Here is a 16,916-nt window from a genome sequence, read left to right on the forward strand (position 1 = left end):
CGGTTTATCCTCGGATCGCCCAGAAAGCCAGGTTCAACCCCGGGAACTGACCCGCGATGTGGAACGCAAAACCGCCGGAGTTGGCCAGTTGTTGCCAATGCTCGCTGCCCCGGTCGAGTTCGTAATAGGTGGAGCCGGCGTGATAGGGAATCTGCCGTGGCGCCACCGGCAGCGGCAGCAGGCCGATGCCCGGCAATTGCAGGTTGACCATGTCGCGAATGTGTTCCACCGAGCCGATTTTGCTCTGCAGGCCGAAGCGGCTGCGCAGGGTCTCGGCAGGTACATCGGCGCGCACCACCAGAATAAAACTGGCGTTGTCGAGCAGGGTCTTGTCAGCCAGCATGGCCACATGAATGCCATAGGCTTTTTCGACGATCGGAATCGGCGTGGCCTTGCTGTCGATCAGCATCGACAGCGCTTCACGCAGGGCTTGCATCACCGGCGCAAAGCTCAGCGCGAGGTCATCATGCTGGTACTGCGGGAATTCCTGCGGTCGCCGCCCGGAAGCGGTAAAAGTCGAGAATTCCCCGGCCAGGCTCACCAACTCGCTGTAGAAGCGCTCGGGATGCAAAGGGCTCAAGTGGCTCAGGTGCTGGATCAACGGCTGAGCACGGTTGACCAGTTGCAGCAGCATGAAGTCGGCAATCTCCGAAGCACCGCCGGCACCGGACGCCACCACCCGCCCAGCGAGCGCTTCGCCGCGTTGATGAAGCAGGCCCAGTAGCTCGTTGCGAAACGCAGCCAAGGGCGTGGAGGCGACCACATCCAGCAGCGGCGGGATGTAAGTGTCATCGAGCACCAAGGCGCGGTCGGCGCGTTTCTCCTTGATTCGCACCAGGCCGATGGCCGCGTAGTCGCTGATGCCATCCCGGGCGACCAATAATCGCAGTGCCCTCGACCCCACGGCCACCGGGGCCTGGTTTTCGAACGGCGCGTTGTCGTCCCGCACTTCGCGCACCTGACTCACATAGCGCGCAGCGCCCAGGGCCTCGCCTTCGTCAACGGTGTCACGCGCGCCGGCGCGCTTGAGCGGCAAGGCCAGGTACACCAAACCATCGCGCAGGTTGTCATCGATATTCAGCGGGCTCGGCGCCAGATCATCCTGGGGAATGTTGAATGGCGTGCCGTCTGGCAACAGGCCCCGCGCCGAGATGATCGCCAGTTTGCCCTGGGCCAGCAGGCCCTGGTCGATCAGCAACTCAGAAAACCCCCAGGCACCGGCCGACAATGGGCGACTCCGGGCGTCGATGAGATTCTCCAGGTAACGGTCATGCTGCTGGAAGTGCTGCGTTCCAATGAACATGCCTTCCGACCAGACCACGCGATTGTTCCAGGACATGGGGGGCTCCGATTGTTTATTGGGCAGGGCTGGATGGGGGAACCGCGACGGCGCTGCGCACGGCTCGCACGTCGAGGCTGATCTGGTATTCGGTGTATTGGCGCGGCGGGACGTTCATCACCGTGCGCCACAGCGACTGATCCAGCTCGCGATACCCCACCAGCACGCCGATATGGCGGGTGGCCGGATCGAGGTCACGCTGCAGACTCAACTGCTGGCCAGGCTGGATCAGCACTTCGTCCTGGTCGATCAGATCCGCACCGAGCGTCGCCTGGGCTCGTTCGGCCAGTGCGAAATAATCGGAACGACCGAAGGTGGCGGCATTTTTCAATTCGAAAATGCGCACCCGGACCGGGGCCGGCTGGCCAGTGGCTCCGGGGTTGAGCCCGGCGATGGCGTGAAAGTGCAACTCGACGGCGGCCGTGTCGGCCTCAGCCTCTTCGGGCTGGGGTTTGGTGGCCTCCTTGGCACACGCGGTCAGCAGAAGCGCGGTGGCGACTGCGAGTAAAAACCTGTGAATCATCCTGCGTCCTCAATGACGTTTCAGCTATCCGTTGTTCCGTTCTTTGCTCTGAATGCCGTTATGCAACGGCCACGCTCAGCGGCGGCGTTGCCTGGTACTGTGTTCTTCGTAGGCACGGCTGAATTCCCGACCGAACAGGTCCTGGAAATCCTCCTGGGCCTCACGGGAAATATTGCTGTAGAGCTCGGTGAACTGCTGCCAGTACTGGGCCTGTCGTGAACCATTGAAAATGCTCGACAGGCCAGCGGGCTTGCCCATGCGCTCTTCCAGTTGTGCCGGCTCGAAACGCGACAGCAGATGCTTGATCGCCGCTTCCACACCGGCCATCACCGCCAACTGGTGGGCACGCAAGTCATCGAAGCTGTCGCGCACCGCCAGGTCCGGCGCCATGAACGCCTGATTGGTGTGGCGCAACAGCAGCAGCAAGGCCTCATCGACGTTGGGAGCGAATTTCAGCGGGTTGTTTTCCACCGGCTGAATCATCGTCTGCTGAATGCGAAACTCGCCCTTGAGGCTGCTGCGGGCGCGCAAGACATCGATCAGGCCTTCGACCATCAATCGATAACTGCGGCCGATGTTTTCCATCTGCGCTTCGGCCTGGGCCTTTTCCAGGCGCACTTGATCCAGCCCGGCGCCGCGCAGAAAGGCTCGCAACAGGTCGGGTTGCGAATGGTCGACCGGGCTGACCGGATTGACCGGGGGCTCAACGATAGCCACGGGCGGTTCGCGCAGGGGTGCCGGCTCGATCGGTACGCTGATTTGAGGTACGGGTGGTGGCGCAACCTCTGCAACAGGCAAGGGAGCAATTGCCATCGGCGCAGGCTGGTCGCTGAACAGGTCCCAATCTTCCGGAATCACCGGGGCTGGGGCCGACGCCAGCGGCACAGGCTCGGCCATGGGCGTCGGGTTGGGGATCGGGGTCGGTGGGCGGAAGTCGTGCTGCTCAGCCGGGACATGGTCGGACTGGGTGGCCGGCGGGACGGTGGTCGGTGCCAGAAAGTCGAACAAGTCCGGCAGCGTGTCCATGGCCGACACACCCTGGAAATGTGCAGGTGGTGTCATGGGCGACGATGTCGGCGTAGCCACGCCGGCGCCCTGACGCCCCATCAGAGCCTCGAAGCTGTTGGACGAATCGGCAAAAGGGTTGTTGTCAGTCACCGGCAGATTGAAATCGATGCGCGCCTGGATTTCATAATCACCTATGCGGATAACTTCCCCATCTTGCAATGGCTCGCTGTTTCCTTTGCGTAGACGAATGCCGGCCTTAACCAATTCCACACCATTAGTGCTGTTATCGGTTAAATAATACCGGCCATCTTTATATTGAATAACGCAATGCTTTCCGGAAACCAAGCGCTCTGGATCGGGCAATACCCAGTCATTATCAGAATTACGGCCAATTGCCATTACTCCCTGATCCATGGATTTTTCAGAGCATTGACCAGGGGTAATCTTGTGATAACTAGTGATAGTCAAACACAGCGGCATCTTGCCTCCTTGCTGCACACTTTGCGCGCCGGCGAATGAAGGGATCAATCCCCGCGAAGCTCGCCGACAAACCTTGCAAACAACCTAAAAAACAGCTTTTTACCAGCACATTTGCTGATCTTAACCGGTTTACGTGACAAAAAATCTGCGTCAGTACCTTCTTGGACCTACCGGTCGCGAGGGTTGTTAAGCACCTCACATCTGTCACACAGGAGAAATAGCTTACCTTGACAAGCCATAAGTACTACACCAAAAATGAACAACTTTCTTGAATACAGTGATGGCACTTTAAGATCACAGAGGATCCAAAGGGCCATTACACACAAGGAAACATGCGAAGTTCCACTTGGAACTAACGTGTGAACTGCCCGTTTCTGTCGCGGGCGATAGGGAGATCAATTTCAGTGGAAGTGCCTTTGCTGCTCGCCGCCGTTTCCGCGACTTCGCCTTGTGGCGAAGATCTGGAATACGACGCTGACTTTTTGCGCCTGGAACGCGATTCCCAAGGCCAGCCCGAGCGCAGCATGGGCGATTCGATATTGCCTGCCGAACCGCCTGAATGGCGCAGCATCCAGCAGCAAAGCCTGGATTTGTTGCAACGCAGCAAAGACCTGCGTATCACCCATTTCCTTTTGCAAAGCTCCCTTGCCCTGGAAGGTGTCCCCGGCCTGGCCCGCGTCCTGACGCTGATCAGCGAATTGCTCAAGCAATACTGGGCCGACCTGCATCCACGCCTGGATGCCGAAGACGACAACGATCCCACCGTGCGCATCAATGCCCTCGCCGGCCTGGCGTCCGATGCCACAATTCGCCTGTTGCGCGAAAGTATCCTGGCCCGTTCGCGAACCTTTGGCGCTGTCAGCCTGCGCGCCGCCGCCAACGCCAGCGGTCTGCAAAGCTTCCCTGACGAAAACCTCGGCGCCGAACAACTCGCCGGAGCGTTCCTCGACAGCGATCCCGAACAGTTGGACATCATCCGCAAAGCCTTGCACGAGGCCCGTAGCGCCGCCGAGACCATCGAGCAACACGTCAGCGAACAAGTCGGCTCCGCCCAGGGCGTTGACCTTGGCCCATTGAAGCAACCGCTCAAAATGGCCTTGCAGATTCTCGGCCAGTTCGCCCCGCAGAGCGGCGACAGCCCCCAGCCCGATGCCATCAGCGACGACAGTGCCGCGCCGGTTGAATACACCACCGCGCCAAGCGCGCCGCGCAACGCTAACGCCAGCAGCGGCGAAATCAACAACCGTGACGACGTGCTGCGCAGCCTGGACCGGATTCTTGCGTATTACACCCGTCACGAGCCCTCCAGCCCCCTGCCGGTGCTGTTGAATCGGGCAAAGAATCTGGTGCACGCCGACTTCGCGGCGATCGTGCGCAACCTGATTCCCGACGGCATCAGCCAATTTGAAAACCTGCGCGGACCAGACAGCGAATAAAAAGCGTACGGATCACGCAGTCACGTCACCGGCACCGCCGATGACGCCAACACCGTCGCTTGAGCGACCAGGAGCAGCAACGTGGCGAAGCAAAGTTCTCAGAAATTCATCGCGCGCAACCGTGCGCCTCGAGTGCAGATCGAGTACGACGTCGAGCTTTACGGCGCCGAGAAAAAGGTCCAGTTGCCCTTCGTAATGGGCGTTATGGCTGACCTCGCCGGCAAGCCGGCCGAGCCTCTGGCACCTGTGGCCGATCGCAAGTTCCTTGAAGTGGATGTGGACAACTTCGACTCCCGCCTCAAGGCCATGCAGCCACGCGTTGCGTTCCACGTGCCCAACGAGCTGACCGGCGAAGGCAACCTGAGCCTGGACATCACCTTTGAAAGCATGGACGACTTCAGCCCGGCCGCCGTGGCGCGCAAGGTCGACTCGCTGAACAAACTGCTCGAAGCGCGCACTCAATTGGCCAACCTGCTGACCTACATGGACGGCAAGACCGGTGCCGAAGAAATCATCATGAAGGCCATCAAGGATCCGGCGCTGCTCCAGGCACTTGCCAGTGCGCCCAAGCCCGCCGAGCCTCAGGCTTAATCAGGACGAATGATCATGACCGATCCAGTACGCGCAAGCGCCCAGACACTGGGCACCACCGAAGAAGCCAGCGAGTTCGCCTCCCTGCTGCTGCAAGAATTCAAACCCAAGACCGAACGCGCCCGTGAAGCCGTCGAGACCGCCGTGCGCACCCTGGCCGAGCAGGCCCTGGCGCAGACCGACCTGGTGTCCAACGACGCCATCAAGTCGATCGAGTCGATCATCGCCGCCATCGACGCCAAGCTCACCGCCCAGGTCAACCAGGTCATCCATCACCCGGAGTTCCAGCAACTGGAAAGCGCCTGGCGTGGCTTGCACTACCTGGTCAACAATACCGAGAGCGACGAGCAGCTCAAGATCCGCGTGCTCAACATCTCCAAGACCGACCTGCACAAGACCCTGAAGAAATTCAAGGGCACCGCATGGGACCAGAGCCCGATCTTCAAAAAGATGTACGAAGAAGAATACGGCCAGTTCGGCGGCGAACCTTACGGCTGCCTGGTGGGCGATTACTACTTCGACCAGTCGCCGCCGGATGTCGAATTGCTGGGCGAACTGTCGAAAGTCTGCGCCGCCATGCACGCGCCATTCATTGCCGCCGCATCGCCGACCGTGATGGGCATGGGCTCGTGGCAGGAACTGTCGAACCCGCGCGATCTGACCAAAATCTTCACCACCCCGGAATATGCCGGCTGGCGCTCGCTGCGTGAATCGGAAGACTCGCGTTACATCGGCCTGACCATGCCGCGCTTCCTGGCACGCCTGCCGTACGGTGCCAAGACCGACCCGGTGGAAGCCTTCGCCTTCGAAGAAAACACCGACGGCGCCGACAGCTCCAAGTACACCTGGGCCAACGCCGCTTACGCGATGGCGGTGAACATCAACCGCTCGTTCAAACACTTTGGCTGGTGCTCGCGCATTCGTGGCGTGGAGTCTGGTGGTGAAGTGGAGAACCTGCCGGCGCACACCTTCCCGACCGACGACGGTGGCGTGGACATGAAGTGCCCGACCGAAATCGCCATTTCGGACCGCCGTGAAGCGGAACTGGCGAAGAACGGTTTCATGCCGCTGCTGCACAAGAAAAACACCGACTTCGCCGCGTTCATCGGCGCCCAGTCGCTGCAAAAGCCGGCCGAGTACGACGACCCGGATGCTACCGCCAACGCCAACCTGGCCGCGCGCCTGCCCTACCTGTTCGCCACCTGCCGTTTCGCCCATTACTTGAAGTGCATCGTGCGCGACAAGATCGGCTCCTTCAAAGAGAAGGACGAAATGCAGCGCTGGTTGCAGGACTGGATCCTCAACTACGTCGACGGTGATCCAGCGCACTCCACCGAAACCACCAAGGCCCAGCACCCATTGGCGGCGGCCGAAGTGATTGTCGAAGAGGTGGAAGGCAACCCGGGGTATTACAACTCCCGGTTCTACCTGCGCCCGCACTATCAGCTCGAAGGTCTGACTGTGTCACTGCGCCTGGTATCCAAGCTGCCTTCGGCCAAAGGCGCGTAACACCGCCCTTGATGTGATCGTTCCCACGCTCAGCGTGGGAACGATCAGAAAAACACAACGTGGTAGACACCACACAGGGAGAGAACATGGCTGTTGATATTTTCATCAAGATCGGCGACATCAAGGGCGAGTCCATGGACAAGGCCCACAAGGACGAAATCGACGTCTTGAACTGGAGCTGGGGCATGTCTCAGTCCGGCAATATGCACGTGGGCGGCGGCGGCGGAGCCGGCAAGGTGAACGTCCAGGACCTGTCGCTGACCAAGTACGTCGACAAGGCTACACCCAACCTGATGATGCACTGCGCCAGCGGCAAGCACATCGACAAGGTCAAGCTGACCGTGCGCAAGGCCGGCGGCGAAAGCCAGGTCGAGTACATGATCATCAACCTGGAAGAAGTGCTGATCAGTTCCCTGAGCACCGGCGGCTCGGGCAGCGATGATCGTCTGACTGAAAACGTCACCCTGAACTTCGCCAAGGTGCTGGTGGACTACCAGCCGCAAAAAGCCGACGGCACCAAGGAAGGCGGGCCGATCAAGTTCGGCTGGAACATCCGCCAGAACGTCAAGGTGTAATCGAACGTGCCCCCGTCGTTATGCGCCGGGGGCATTTTGGTGCTTGCTCGAATCCAATCCTTTCCCATCCGGTGTCTGAGTCATGGCCAAGCCTTCGTTTGTCAATTTGTGGAAAGCCTATTCCGACCTTCTGGTTACGTATCCTGACGCCAAGCCCTGTGAGGGCCCTTGGGAAAACCAGTGTGCTATCCGCATGAGCGCGACACTCAATGCAGAGCTGACCATCAAGGTCAACAAATCCACCTATACCGAACCCAAGTGTGCACATGAGCACGCCCGGGGTGCCGAGTCGCTGGCGAACTGGTTGTGGAAGCATCATCTGGGGCGGCCAACCATTCTGGGTAACAGCGCCGAGGAGCGTCGCACGTTGATGGGCAAGACCGGGCTTATCTTCTTCAAGGACTGTTTCCAGCAGTCAGGGGAGTCGGCGGACAATCGTACTGGCGATCATATTGATCTATGGAATCGGGGCCTGACCCAAACCGGCGACCTCTTTTACAGATCCAGAGCTGTCTGGTTCTGGGAGCTCGCATAATGAAAAATCACCGGCTCGCCATGTGCCTGGCGATAAGCCTGACCAGCCTGAGCGCATGCGCCGAACATGCCCAGATGCCAACAACCCAGGCCGTCTTTGTTGGGCAGCAACTCAGCCTGATTGACGACCAGGGTCAATGCACGCTGGTCAAACCTGACCAGAGTCGCATGAAGCTGGACATGGAATGGCCTTGCAGCTTCAGCCTGAATAAACAACAGCAACTGCGCGTAGAAACGTTCAACAACATCCCGATATTTTCGGTCTGGCGCAGCGAGCACATGCCTGCGCCCAGCCGCGACTGCCTCAGCAAAATGCAGGCTATCCGCCAGATCCCGGGAGGGCTGGAGGCGGGAGCGGTCAACACGTTTGCGTCCTGCGGCACGGGAGGGGACCAAAAAATGTATGTAGCGCCATTTACGTGGTAACCGACATCGCCACCCGTGATCGCCTGCAACCGTCCCTGCTGGATCGGTTGACCGACGACGACCCAGGCAACCTCAAGGAAAGCGCCGACAAGCGCGTGCTGTCCCTGACCCAACTCAAAGCTTCGGTGCTGCGGGACCTGGCGTGGCTGCTCAACACCACGTCATTGCTCAGCGCCGATGCGACCCTGCACACACCGGCCGGCACTTCGGTGGTCAACTTCGGGCTGCCAGCCCTGGCCGGCAACAGTGCATCGAACGTCGATATCGCGGCGCTTGAAGCACTGATCCACCAGGCCATCGCCACGTTCGAGCCGCGGATTCTGCGCCATACCCTGCGCGTGCGGGCCCGGGCATCCGCCGAGATGAATCACAACGCCCTGAGTTTCGAGATCGAAGGCGATCTCTGGGCGCAGCCAGTGCCGCTGCGCCTGATGCTGCAAACCGACTTGGACCTGGAATCCGGCCATGTGCGAGTGGTCAACGCCGACCAGCGGAGACACTCATGAACCCGCGCCTGCTGGAACTGTACAACCAGGAACTGCACCACGTGCGCGAAAGCGCGGCGGAGTTCGCCCAGGAGTACCCGAAAATCGCCAGCCGGCTGACGTTGTCCGGCATGGACTGCGCCGATCCGTACGTCGAACGCTTACTGGAAGGGTTCGCCTACCTGACGGCGCGGGTACAGCTCAAGCTCGATGCCGAATACCCGACCTTCACCCACAACCTGCTGGAAATCGCGTACCCCCATTACCTGGCGCCGACACCGTCGATGACCGTGGTGCAATTTCAGGCAGACCCCGATGAAGGCTCACTGAGCAGCGGCTTCCCGTTGCCCCGGGATACGGTTCTGCGCGCAGCCCTGGGTCGCGAAAGCCAAACCTGCTGTGAGTACCGCACCGCCCATGCGGTGACGTTGTGGCCATTGCAGGTCAGCCAGGCCGAGTACTTCGGCAACCCGTCCGCCGTGCTCGGGCGCCTGGCCGCCAGTGCCCCCAAGGCCAAGGCTGGCCTGCGCCTGACCCTGCGCACCGGTGCCGAACTGCCTTTCAACAGTCTGGCCCTGGACAACCTGCCGTTGTACCTCAACGGCGCCGACGAACAACCCTTTCGCCTCTACGAACAGTTGCTGGGTAACGCCTGCGCCGTCTTCGCCCGTCAGCCCGGCGGCGATTGGGTAGAACGCCTGCCCCAGGATGCACTGCGCTCCGTGGGGTTCGACGATACCGACGCCGCGCTGCCCGTGGTGTCGCGAGCCTTCCAGGGCTATCGCCTGTTGCAGGAATACTTCGCCCTGCCCCGCCGCTTTCTGTTTGTCGACTTCACCGGGTTGAGCCGGGCGGTCAAACGCTGCCAGGGCCAGGAGCTGGAATTGATCGTGCTGTTCGACCGTCACGATCCGAGCCTGGAAGGCAGTGTCGGTGCCGCACAGTTCCTGCCGTTCTGCACCCCGGCAATCAACTTGTTTCCCAAGCGCCTGGATCGCATCCACTTGTCGGAACGGGTGAATGAACACCATGTGATCGCCGACCGTACCCGGCCGATGGATTTCGAGATTCATTCCCTGACCGCCCTCACCGGCCATGGCACCGGGTCGGAACAGCCTTTTTTGCCGTTCTACGCCGTCCGCGATCCGTCTCGCTACGGCCGCGATCAGGCGTATTACACGGTGCGGCGCGAACCCCGCATGCTCTCCAGCGGCCAGCGGCGCAACGGCCCACGTTCGACTTACATCGGCAGCGAAACCTTCGTCAGTCTGGTGGACAGCCAGCAGGCGCCCTATCGTCACGACCTGCGCCAATTGGGCGTAACGGCGTTATGCACCAACCGCGACCTGCCCCTGTTCATGAGCGTGGGCAACAACAAGACCGACTTCACCCTGGCCGACAGCGCACCGGTAGCGGCGGTACGCTGCGTGGCCGGCCCGAGCCGCCCACGCGCCAGCCATGCCCACGACGCCAAGGCCTGGCGGTTGATCAGCCAGCTTTCGCTCAATTACTTGTCCCTCAGCGAGCAAGGCCAGGGCGCCGCCGCCCTGCGCGAGCTGCTGCGCCTGTATGGCGACGACAACGATGCAGCCTTGCAATTGCAGATCGAAGGCCTGCGCGAAGTCAGCAGCAAGGCCTGCACCCGACGTTTGCCAATGCCGGGCCCGATCGTGTTTGGCCGCGGCCTGGAGATCACCCTGGAATTCGATGAGAACGCGTTTCGTGGCACGGGCGTCTTTTTGCTCGGTGCAGTGTTCGAGCGCTTCCTGGCACGTTACGTGTCGATCAACAGTTTTACCGAGACGGTGATCCGTACCACCGAGCGCGGCGAGATCATGCGATGGAAAGCCAAACCCGGACGTCGTCCGACCCTGTGAATACCCTGGACGCGATGCACCAGGAGCCCTGGGAATACGACTTCTTCCAGGCATTACGGCGCATCGAGTGCGAATCGCCTGAGCTTCCGCGCCTGGGTCATTCGTTGCGCCTGGCCGATGACCCCTTGCGCCTTGGGCAGCAAGCCGATTGCACCTTCGCCCCCTCGACCCTGGCCTCGGTACAGCCGGGCATCGACGGTTCGCCGGCACGTCTGGAACAATTCTTTTTTGGCCTCGGCGGCCCCAACGGCCCGTTGCCGTTGCACCTCACCGAATATGTGCGTGAACGCCAGCGCAACAACGCCGACAGCACCAGCAAACGCTTTCTGGATGTATTCCACCATCGCCTGCTGAGCCTGTTTTACCGGGCTTGGGCCGAAGCGCGACCGACAGTCAGCCATGATCGCCCGGACGATGACTACTGGTCGGCACGTCTGGCAGCGCTGAGCGGTCGAGGCATGCCGAGCCTGCTCAAACAAGGCCTGATACCCGACACGGCGAAGCTGCATTACAGCGGTCATCTGTCGGCACAAACCCGCTATCCCGACGGTTTGAAGGCAATCATCGGCGAGTACTTCGGCCTGCCGGTGGAGATCGAAGAGTACGTCGGCCAATGGCTGGTGCTGCCGGAGCGCAGCCGCGTGGGCGTCAGCGCCCATCAGTTGGGCGTGGATTTTTGCCTGGGCCGCTGCGTCTGGGATCGCCAGCACAAATTCCGCATTCGCCTGGGGCCGCTCAAGCTGGACGACTACATGAGCATGTTGCCCGGCAGCCCATCCTTCAATGAGCTGGTGGCCTGGGTGGCCGAATACCTGGGCCATGAACTGGACTGGGATCTGAACCTGGTTCTGAAACAGCCCGAAGTGCCGACGCTGCAACTCAATGGCCGCTTCCGCCTGGGGTTCAATACCTGGGTGGGCAAGCCCGCAAAAGATGCCAAGGACTTAATACTGGCCCGGCATTACGCCGAGCAAGCCAACACCTCACAGATCTCAAGGAGCCAAGAGCATGGGTGAAATCAGTCGCGCCGCGTTGTTCGGCAAACTCAACAGCGTGGCCTACAAAGCCATCGAAGCCGCCACCGTGTTCTGCAAGTTGCGCGGTAACCCTTATGTGGAACTGGCCCACTGGTTTCATCAGTTGCTGCAATTGCAGGATTCGGACCTGCACCGCCTCATCCGCCAGTTCAATATCGAGCCGGCGCGCCTGGCCCGGGACCTGACCGACGCCCTGGACCGTTTGCCACGAGGCTCGACGTCAATCACTGACTTGTCTTCCCATGTGGAAGAAGCCGTGGAGCGTGGCTGGGTCTACGGCAGCCTGATGTTCGGCGAAAGCCAGGTGCGTACCGGTTATCTGGTGCTGGGCATCCTCAAGACCCCAAGCCTGCGCCATGGATTACTGGGACTGTCGGCAGAGTTCGACAAGATCAAGGTCGAGGCCCTGAGCGAGCGTTTTGACGAGTACGTCGGCGACTCGCCGGAAAATGCACTCAGCGCCAGCGATGGTTTCAACGCCGGCAGCGTGCCCGGTGAAGCCAGTGGCGCCATGGCCCCAAGTGCCATGGGCAAGCAGGAAGCGCTCAAGCGTTTTACCGTCGACCTCACCGAACAAGCGCGCAGTGGCAAGCTTGACCCGATCGTCGGCCGTGACGAAGAGATCCGCCAATTGGTAGACATCCTCATGCGTCGTCGGCAGAACAACCCGATTCTGACCGGTGAAGCCGGCGTCGGTAAAACCGCCGTGGTCGAAGGTTTTGCCCTGCGCATCGTCGCCGGTGACGTGCCGCCGGCGCTCAAGGATGTGGAACTGCGCAGCCTGGACGTCGGCCTGTTGCAGGCCGGCGCGAGCATGAAAGGTGAATTCGAACAGCGCCTGCGCCAAGTCATCGAAGACGTCCAGGCCTCACCAAAACCGATCATCCTGTTTATCGACGAAGCCCACACCCTGGTAGGTGCCGGTGGCGCCGCCGGCACCGGGGACGCGGCCAACCTGCTCAAGCCGGCCCTGGCCCGGGGCACCCTGCGCACCGTGGCCGCCACGACCTGGGCCGAGTACAAAAAGCATATCGAAAAAGACCCGGCCCTGACCCGCCGTTTCCAGGTGGTGCAAGTGGCCGAGCCGTCGGAAGACAAGGCGCTGTTGATGATGCGCGGCGTGGCCTCGACCATGGAAAAACACCATCAGGTGCAGATCCTCGACGAAGCCCTGGAAGCCTCGGTCAAACTGTCCCATCGCTACATCCCCGCGCGCCAGCTGCCGGACAAATCCGTGAGCCTGCTGGACACCGCCTGCGCCCGCGTTGCCATCAGCCTGCACGCCGTGCCGGCCGAAGTGGACGACAGCCGTCGGCGCATCGAGGCGTTGGAAACCGAGCTGCAGATCATCGCCCGCGAGCACGCCATCGGCATCGTCATCGGCGCCCGCCAAACCCAAAGTGAAAACCTGCTGAGTGCCGAACGCGAACGCCTCGCCGAGCTGGAAAGTCGCTGGGCCGAAGAGAAAACCCTGGTGGACGAATTGCTCGCCACCCGCGCCACCCTGCGTGAACGCGTCGGCGTGGTGGACAGCGAGGACGGCAGCGAGACCAGCCACGCCTTGCGCGAAAAGCTGGTGGACCTGCAACAGCGTCTCAGCGCCCTGCAAGGCGAAACCCCGTTGATTCTGCCGACGGTCGATTACCAGGCCGTGGCCTCGGTGGTCGCCGACTGGACCGGGATTCCGGTGGGCCGCATGGCCCGTAACGAACTGGAAACCGTGCTCAACCTCGACCTGCACCTGAAAAAACGCATCATCGGCCAGGACCACGCCTTGCAGATGATCGCCAAACGCATCCAGACCTCCCGCGCCGGCCTCGACAACCCGAGCAAGCCGATCGGGGTATTCATGCTCGCCGGCACCTCCGGCGTGGGCAAGACCGAAACCGCCCTGGCCCTGGCCGAAGCCATGTACGGCGGCGAGCAAAACGTCATCACCATCAACATGAGCGAATTCCAGGAAGCTCACACGGTGTCCACCCTCAAGGGTGCGCCACCGGGCTACATCGGCTATGGCGAAGGCGGCGTGCTGACCGAAGCCGTGCGGCGCAAACCCTACAGCGTGGTGCTGCTGGACGAGGTGGAAAAGGCCCACCCGGACGTGCACGAGATCTTCTTCCAGGTCTTCGACAAAGGTGTGATGGAGGACGGCGAAGGCCGGGTGATCGACTTCAAGAACACCTTGATTCTGCTGACCACCAACGCTGGCACCGAACTGATTGCCCAGGTCTGCAAAGACCCGCAAAACGTGCCGGAGCCCGAAGAAATCGCCAAGGCCCTGCGCCAACCGCTGCTGGAGATTTTCCCGCCGGCATTGCTGGGCCGCCTGGTGACCATTCCGTATTACCCGCTCAGCGACGAGATGCTCAAGGCCATTACCCGCCTGCAACTCAACCGCATCAAGAAGCGCGTGGAGAACACCCACAAAGTGGCGTTCGATTACGACGACGCGGTGATCGACCTGATCGTCTCCCGCTGCACCGAAACCGAAAGTGGTGGGCGGATGATCGACACCATTCTGACCAACAGCCTGCTACCGGACATGAGCCGCGAATTCCTCACCCGCATGCTCGAAGGCAAAGCGCTGGCAGGGGTGCGGATCAGCGCCCGGGACAACGAATTGCACTACGACTTCAGCGACGCCGCCTAAGCGGCCTTCCTCCGTAGGAAGGAACCGAGCAGTGACAAGGGATAACTGATGCTATTCAAGCAACTCTCACGCCTGGCAAAGATCACCAGCCCCCTGGGGCCGGATGTGCTGTTGCTCAAGGACATGGGCGGAGACGAAGAATTGGGGCGGCTGTTCAACTATGAGTTGCAGCTGCACTCGCTGGACAACGCCATCGACCTCAACCAGTTGCTCGGCAAACCCATGTGCCTGAGCCTGCAACTGGACGGCGGTGGCGAGCGTCATTTCCATGGCATCGTTGCCCGTTGCAGCCAGAACGTCGACCAGGGCCAGTTCGCCAGTTACCAGGTCACGCTGCGGCCCTGGCTATGGCTGTTGACCCGCACGTCCGATTGCCGGATTTTCCAGAACCTGACCATCCCGCAGATCATCAAGCAGGTGTTTCGTGACCTGGGTTTCTCGGATTTCGAAGATACCCTGAGCCGGCCCTATCGCGAGTGGGAATACTGCGTGCAGTATCGCGAAACCAGCTTCGACTTCGTCAGCCGCCTGATGGAACAGGAAGGAATCTACTACTTCTTCCGCCATGAACAGGGTCGTCATGTGCTGGTTCTGGCCGATGCCTACGGCGCCCATGCCAACGTGCCCGGCTATGCCTCGGTGCCCTACTACCCCAAGAATGAGCAGCAGCGCGAACGCGATCACATCTACGATTGGCACCTGGCCCAGCAAGTCCAGCCGGGCTCGCTGGAACTCAACGACTATGACTTCCAGCGCCCTGGCGCGCGGATTGACGTGCGCTCGGCCATGCCTCGTCCGCACACCGCCGGCGATTATCCGCTGTACGACTACCCCGGCACCTATGTGCAAAGCGAAGACGGCGAACACTACGCACGTACCCGCATCGAAGCCTTGCAGACCCTGCACGAACAGGTCGAGCTGGCCGGCAACGCCCGAGGCCTGGGGTCGGGTCATTTGTTCAGCCTCACCGGCTTCAGCCGCCAGGACCAGAACCGCGAATACCTGATCGTCGGCGCCCGCTACCACATTGACCAGGAAAGCCTGGAAACCAGCGGTGGCGTGGCTTCGGCGCAGTTCGAAAGCAGCCTGACCTGCATAGATGCACAACAAAGCTATCGCCCCCTGCCCAACACCCACCGCCCAATCGTCAAAGGCCCGCAGACCGCACTGGTGGTCGGCCCCAAGGGCGAGGAAATCTGGACCGACCAGTTCGGCCGGGTGAAAGTGCATTTCTATTGGGACCGTCACGACCAATCCAACGAAAACAGCTCGTGCTGGATTCGCGTGTCGCAATCCTGGGCCGGAAAAAACTGGGGCTCGATGCAAATCCCACGAATCGGCCAGGAAGTCATCGTCAGCTTCCTCGAAGGCGACCCGGATCGGCCGATCATCACCGGCCGCGTCTACAACGCCGAACAGACCGTGCCCTACGACTTGCCGGAAAACGCTACCCAGAGCGGCATGAAAAGCCGTTCGAGCAAGGGCGGCTCGCCGGCCAATTTCAACGAAATTCGCATGGAAGACAAAAAAGGCGCCGAGCAGTTGTACATCCATGCCGAGCGCAATCAGGACATCGTGGTCGAGGTGGATGAAAGCCACTCGGTGGGCCACGACCGCAACAAAAGTATCGGGCATAACGAGACGGTGACCATCGGCAACAACCGGCTGCGCATCGTCAAGCAGGAAGACATTCTGTCGGTGGGCCAGCGCAAGACCGACAGCATCAGCCAGAGCTACGTCATCGAAGTGGGCGAAAACCTGCGGCTGGTATGCGGCGAAAGCATCCTGGAGCTCAATGCCAGCGGCCAGATCAACCTGACCGGCGTGCAAATAAGCTTCTATGCCAGCGGTGACGCCGAGATCAACACCGGCGGCGTGCTGCACCTGAACAACGGCGGCGGCCCTGGCGCCACGCCTGACGGCCAGGGCGTCAAGGCCAGCATCGACGCCAATATCAATGCCGCATTCCCCAAGCCCAAGGGCTAACCACGAGATTCAAGCGCCATGACTTACCGCATCAATGAGTTCCAGTTCCAGCTGCCGGCAGGCGAGCTGCAAGACGCGACGATCAACATCCTCAAGTTCCCCGAACTGGGCACCTCGCTGATTGTCAGCCGCAGCTTGCTGGCCGAGGGCGAAACCCTGCAAAGCAACTTCGACGACCAGCTCAAGCGCCTGGAAAAACAAGTGCAGGACTTGCGTTTTCAGCCGGGTGTCGCCGTGCGCCTGGGCGCCAGCCAGGAGGTCGAAGGCATCGAGTTGCGCAGCCAGTTCAACAAGGGCAACGACAAAGTCTTCCAATATCAGTTGGCGCTGGTATTGCCCGGCACCCGCAAAATGCTCGCCCTGAGCTACGTGAAGGCGGAAAAACTCGGCGATGCCGAAGCCGCGCATTGGGCAACCATCAAGAGTTCGCTGTTGTTCGACGTTCCGGCCTGATGAGCAC

General features: G+C 61.0%; 15 protein-coding genes. 12 read left to right on the plus strand and 3 right to left on the minus strand.

Annotation, left to right across the window (positions count from 1 at the left end; translation table 11 throughout):
* Window positions 1-4: 4 nt before the first annotated feature.
* From tssK to tagH, 3 genes are all read right to left on the minus strand, one after another.
* Window positions 5-1,339, minus strand: coding sequence for a type VI secretion system baseplate subunit TssK (tssK, locus tag LOY28_RS29260; protein ID WP_018927421.1), 1,335 nt, complete (start codon window positions 1,337-1,339; stop codon window positions 5-7).
* A gap of 16 nt (window positions 1,340-1,355) precedes the next feature.
* Window positions 1,356-1,862 (minus strand): type VI secretion system lipoprotein TssJ, encoded by a 507-nt coding sequence (tssJ, locus tag LOY28_RS29265; RefSeq protein ID WP_018927420.1) that lies wholly within the window; start codon window positions 1,860-1,862, stop codon window positions 1,356-1,358.
* A gap of 75 nt (window positions 1,863-1,937) precedes the next feature.
* Entirely contained in the window at window positions 1,938-3,350 is a 1,413-nt protein-coding gene (gene tagH, locus LOY28_RS29270) for a type VI secretion system-associated FHA domain protein TagH (RefSeq protein ID WP_258612869.1), read from the minus strand.
* A 404-nt stretch (window positions 3,351-3,754) separates the two neighbouring features.
* Between tagH and tssA the strand changes: the two genes are divergently transcribed.
* The 12 genes from tssA (at window position 3,755) to LOY28_RS29330 (ending at window position 16,909) form a co-directional block, all read left to right on the plus strand.
* The gene (gene tssA / locus LOY28_RS29275) at window positions 3,755-4,786 is read left to right on the plus strand and encodes a type VI secretion system protein TssA (RefSeq protein WP_258612870.1); all 1,032 of its coding nucleotides are present in this window, start codon (window positions 3,755-3,757) and stop codon (window positions 4,784-4,786) included.
* Window positions 4,787-4,867: 81 nt separating this feature from the next.
* The gene (gene tssB, locus LOY28_RS29280) at window positions 4,868-5,377 is read left to right on the plus strand and encodes a type VI secretion system contractile sheath small subunit (RefSeq protein ID WP_007894500.1); all 510 of its coding nucleotides are present in this window, start codon (window positions 4,868-4,870) and stop codon (window positions 5,375-5,377) included.
* 15 nt (window positions 5,378-5,392) lie between these two features.
* Window positions 5,393-6,886, plus strand: a complete 1,494-nt coding sequence (gene tssC, locus LOY28_RS29285; protein ID WP_018927417.1) for a type VI secretion system contractile sheath large subunit — start codon at window positions 5,393-5,395, stop codon at window positions 6,884-6,886.
* Window positions 6,887-6,972: 86 nt separating this feature from the next.
* Window positions 6,973-7,461: a type VI secretion system tube protein Hcp gene (locus LOY28_RS29290; protein WP_018927416.1), complete on the plus strand. Its 489-nt coding sequence runs from the start codon at window positions 6,973-6,975 to the stop codon at window positions 7,459-7,461.
* A gap of 82 nt (window positions 7,462-7,543) precedes the next feature.
* Window positions 7,544-7,996: a type VI secretion system amidase effector protein Tae4 gene (locus LOY28_RS29295; RefSeq protein ID WP_018927415.1), complete on the plus strand. Its 453-nt coding sequence runs from the start codon at window positions 7,544-7,546 to the stop codon at window positions 7,994-7,996.
* A complete protein-coding gene (locus LOY28_RS29300; RefSeq protein ID WP_019650056.1) occupies window positions 7,996-8,421 on the plus strand; it encodes a hypothetical protein in 426 nt (141 codons plus the stop codon). The genes LOY28_RS29295 and LOY28_RS29300 overlap by 1 nt, the downstream gene beginning before the upstream one ends.
* Window positions 8,415-8,927 (plus strand): type VI secretion system baseplate subunit TssE, encoded by a 513-nt coding sequence (tssE, locus tag LOY28_RS29305; RefSeq protein WP_018927413.1) that lies wholly within the window; start codon window positions 8,415-8,417, stop codon window positions 8,925-8,927. The genes LOY28_RS29300 and tssE overlap by 7 nt, the downstream gene beginning before the upstream one ends.
* Window positions 8,924-10,783 (plus strand): type VI secretion system baseplate subunit TssF, encoded by a 1,860-nt coding sequence (gene tssF / locus LOY28_RS29310; protein ID WP_018927412.1) that lies wholly within the window; start codon window positions 8,924-8,926, stop codon window positions 10,781-10,783. Before tssE ends, tssF begins: the two co-directional genes overlap by 4 nt.
* A complete protein-coding gene (gene tssG / locus LOY28_RS29315; RefSeq protein ID WP_026286522.1) occupies window positions 10,747-11,799 on the plus strand; it encodes a type VI secretion system baseplate subunit TssG in 1,053 nt (350 codons plus the stop codon). The genes tssF and tssG overlap by 37 nt, the downstream gene beginning before the upstream one ends.
* Window positions 11,792-14,470 (plus strand): type VI secretion system ATPase TssH, encoded by a 2,679-nt coding sequence (gene tssH / locus LOY28_RS29320; RefSeq protein WP_018927410.1) that lies wholly within the window; start codon window positions 11,792-11,794, stop codon window positions 14,468-14,470. The genes tssG and tssH overlap by 8 nt, the downstream gene beginning before the upstream one ends.
* A 48-nt stretch (window positions 14,471-14,518) precedes the next feature.
* A complete protein-coding gene (tssI, locus tag LOY28_RS29325; RefSeq protein WP_018927409.1) occupies window positions 14,519-16,456 on the plus strand; it encodes a type VI secretion system tip protein TssI/VgrG in 1,938 nt (645 codons plus the stop codon).
* 18 nt (window positions 16,457-16,474) lie between these two features.
* Complete coding sequence (locus LOY28_RS29330; protein ID WP_052967849.1) at window positions 16,475-16,909, plus strand: DcrB-related protein; 435 nt, start codon at window positions 16,475-16,477, stop codon at window positions 16,907-16,909.
* Window positions 16,910-16,916 lie beyond the last annotated feature (7 nt).

The sequence above is a fragment of the Pseudomonas sp. B21-017 genome (assembly GCF_024749245.1).
Taxonomy (GTDB): Bacteria; Pseudomonadota; Gammaproteobacteria; order Pseudomonadales; family Pseudomonadaceae; genus Aquipseudomonas.

Coding starts and splice junctions, on each gene's coding strand:
- tssH (WP_018927410.1), top strand. CDS start 11,792: ATGGGTGAAATCAGTCGCGCCGCGTTGTTCGGCAAACTCAACAGCGTG.
- tssG (WP_026286522.1), top strand. CDS start 10,747: ATGGAAAGCCAAACCCGGACGTCGTCCGACCCTGTGAATACCCTGGAC.
- LOY28_RS29330 (WP_052967849.1), top strand. CDS start 16,475: ATGACTTACCGCATCAATGAGTTCCAGTTCCAGCTGCCGGCAGGCGAG.
- LOY28_RS29295 (WP_018927415.1), top strand. CDS start 7,544: ATGGCCAAGCCTTCGTTTGTCAATTTGTGGAAAGCCTATTCCGACCTT.
- tssF (WP_018927412.1), top strand. CDS start 8,924: ATGAACCCGCGCCTGCTGGAACTGTACAACCAGGAACTGCACCACGTG.
- tssI (WP_018927409.1), top strand. CDS start 14,519: ATGCTATTCAAGCAACTCTCACGCCTGGCAAAGATCACCAGCCCCCTG.
- tssK (WP_018927421.1), bottom strand. CDS start 1,339: ATGTCCTGGAACAATCGCGTGGTCTGGTCGGAAGGCATGTTCATTGGA.
- tagH (WP_258612869.1), bottom strand. CDS start 3,350: ATGCCGCTGTGTTTGACTATCACTAGTTATCACAAGATTACCCCTGGT.
- LOY28_RS29300 (WP_019650056.1), top strand. CDS start 7,996: ATGAAAAATCACCGGCTCGCCATGTGCCTGGCGATAAGCCTGACCAGC.
- tssC (WP_018927417.1), top strand. CDS start 5,393: ATGACCGATCCAGTACGCGCAAGCGCCCAGACACTGGGCACCACCGAA.
- LOY28_RS29290 (WP_018927416.1), top strand. CDS start 6,973: ATGGCTGTTGATATTTTCATCAAGATCGGCGACATCAAGGGCGAGTCC.
- tssJ (WP_018927420.1), bottom strand. CDS start 1,862: ATGATTCACAGGTTTTTACTCGCAGTCGCCACCGCGCTTCTGCTGACC.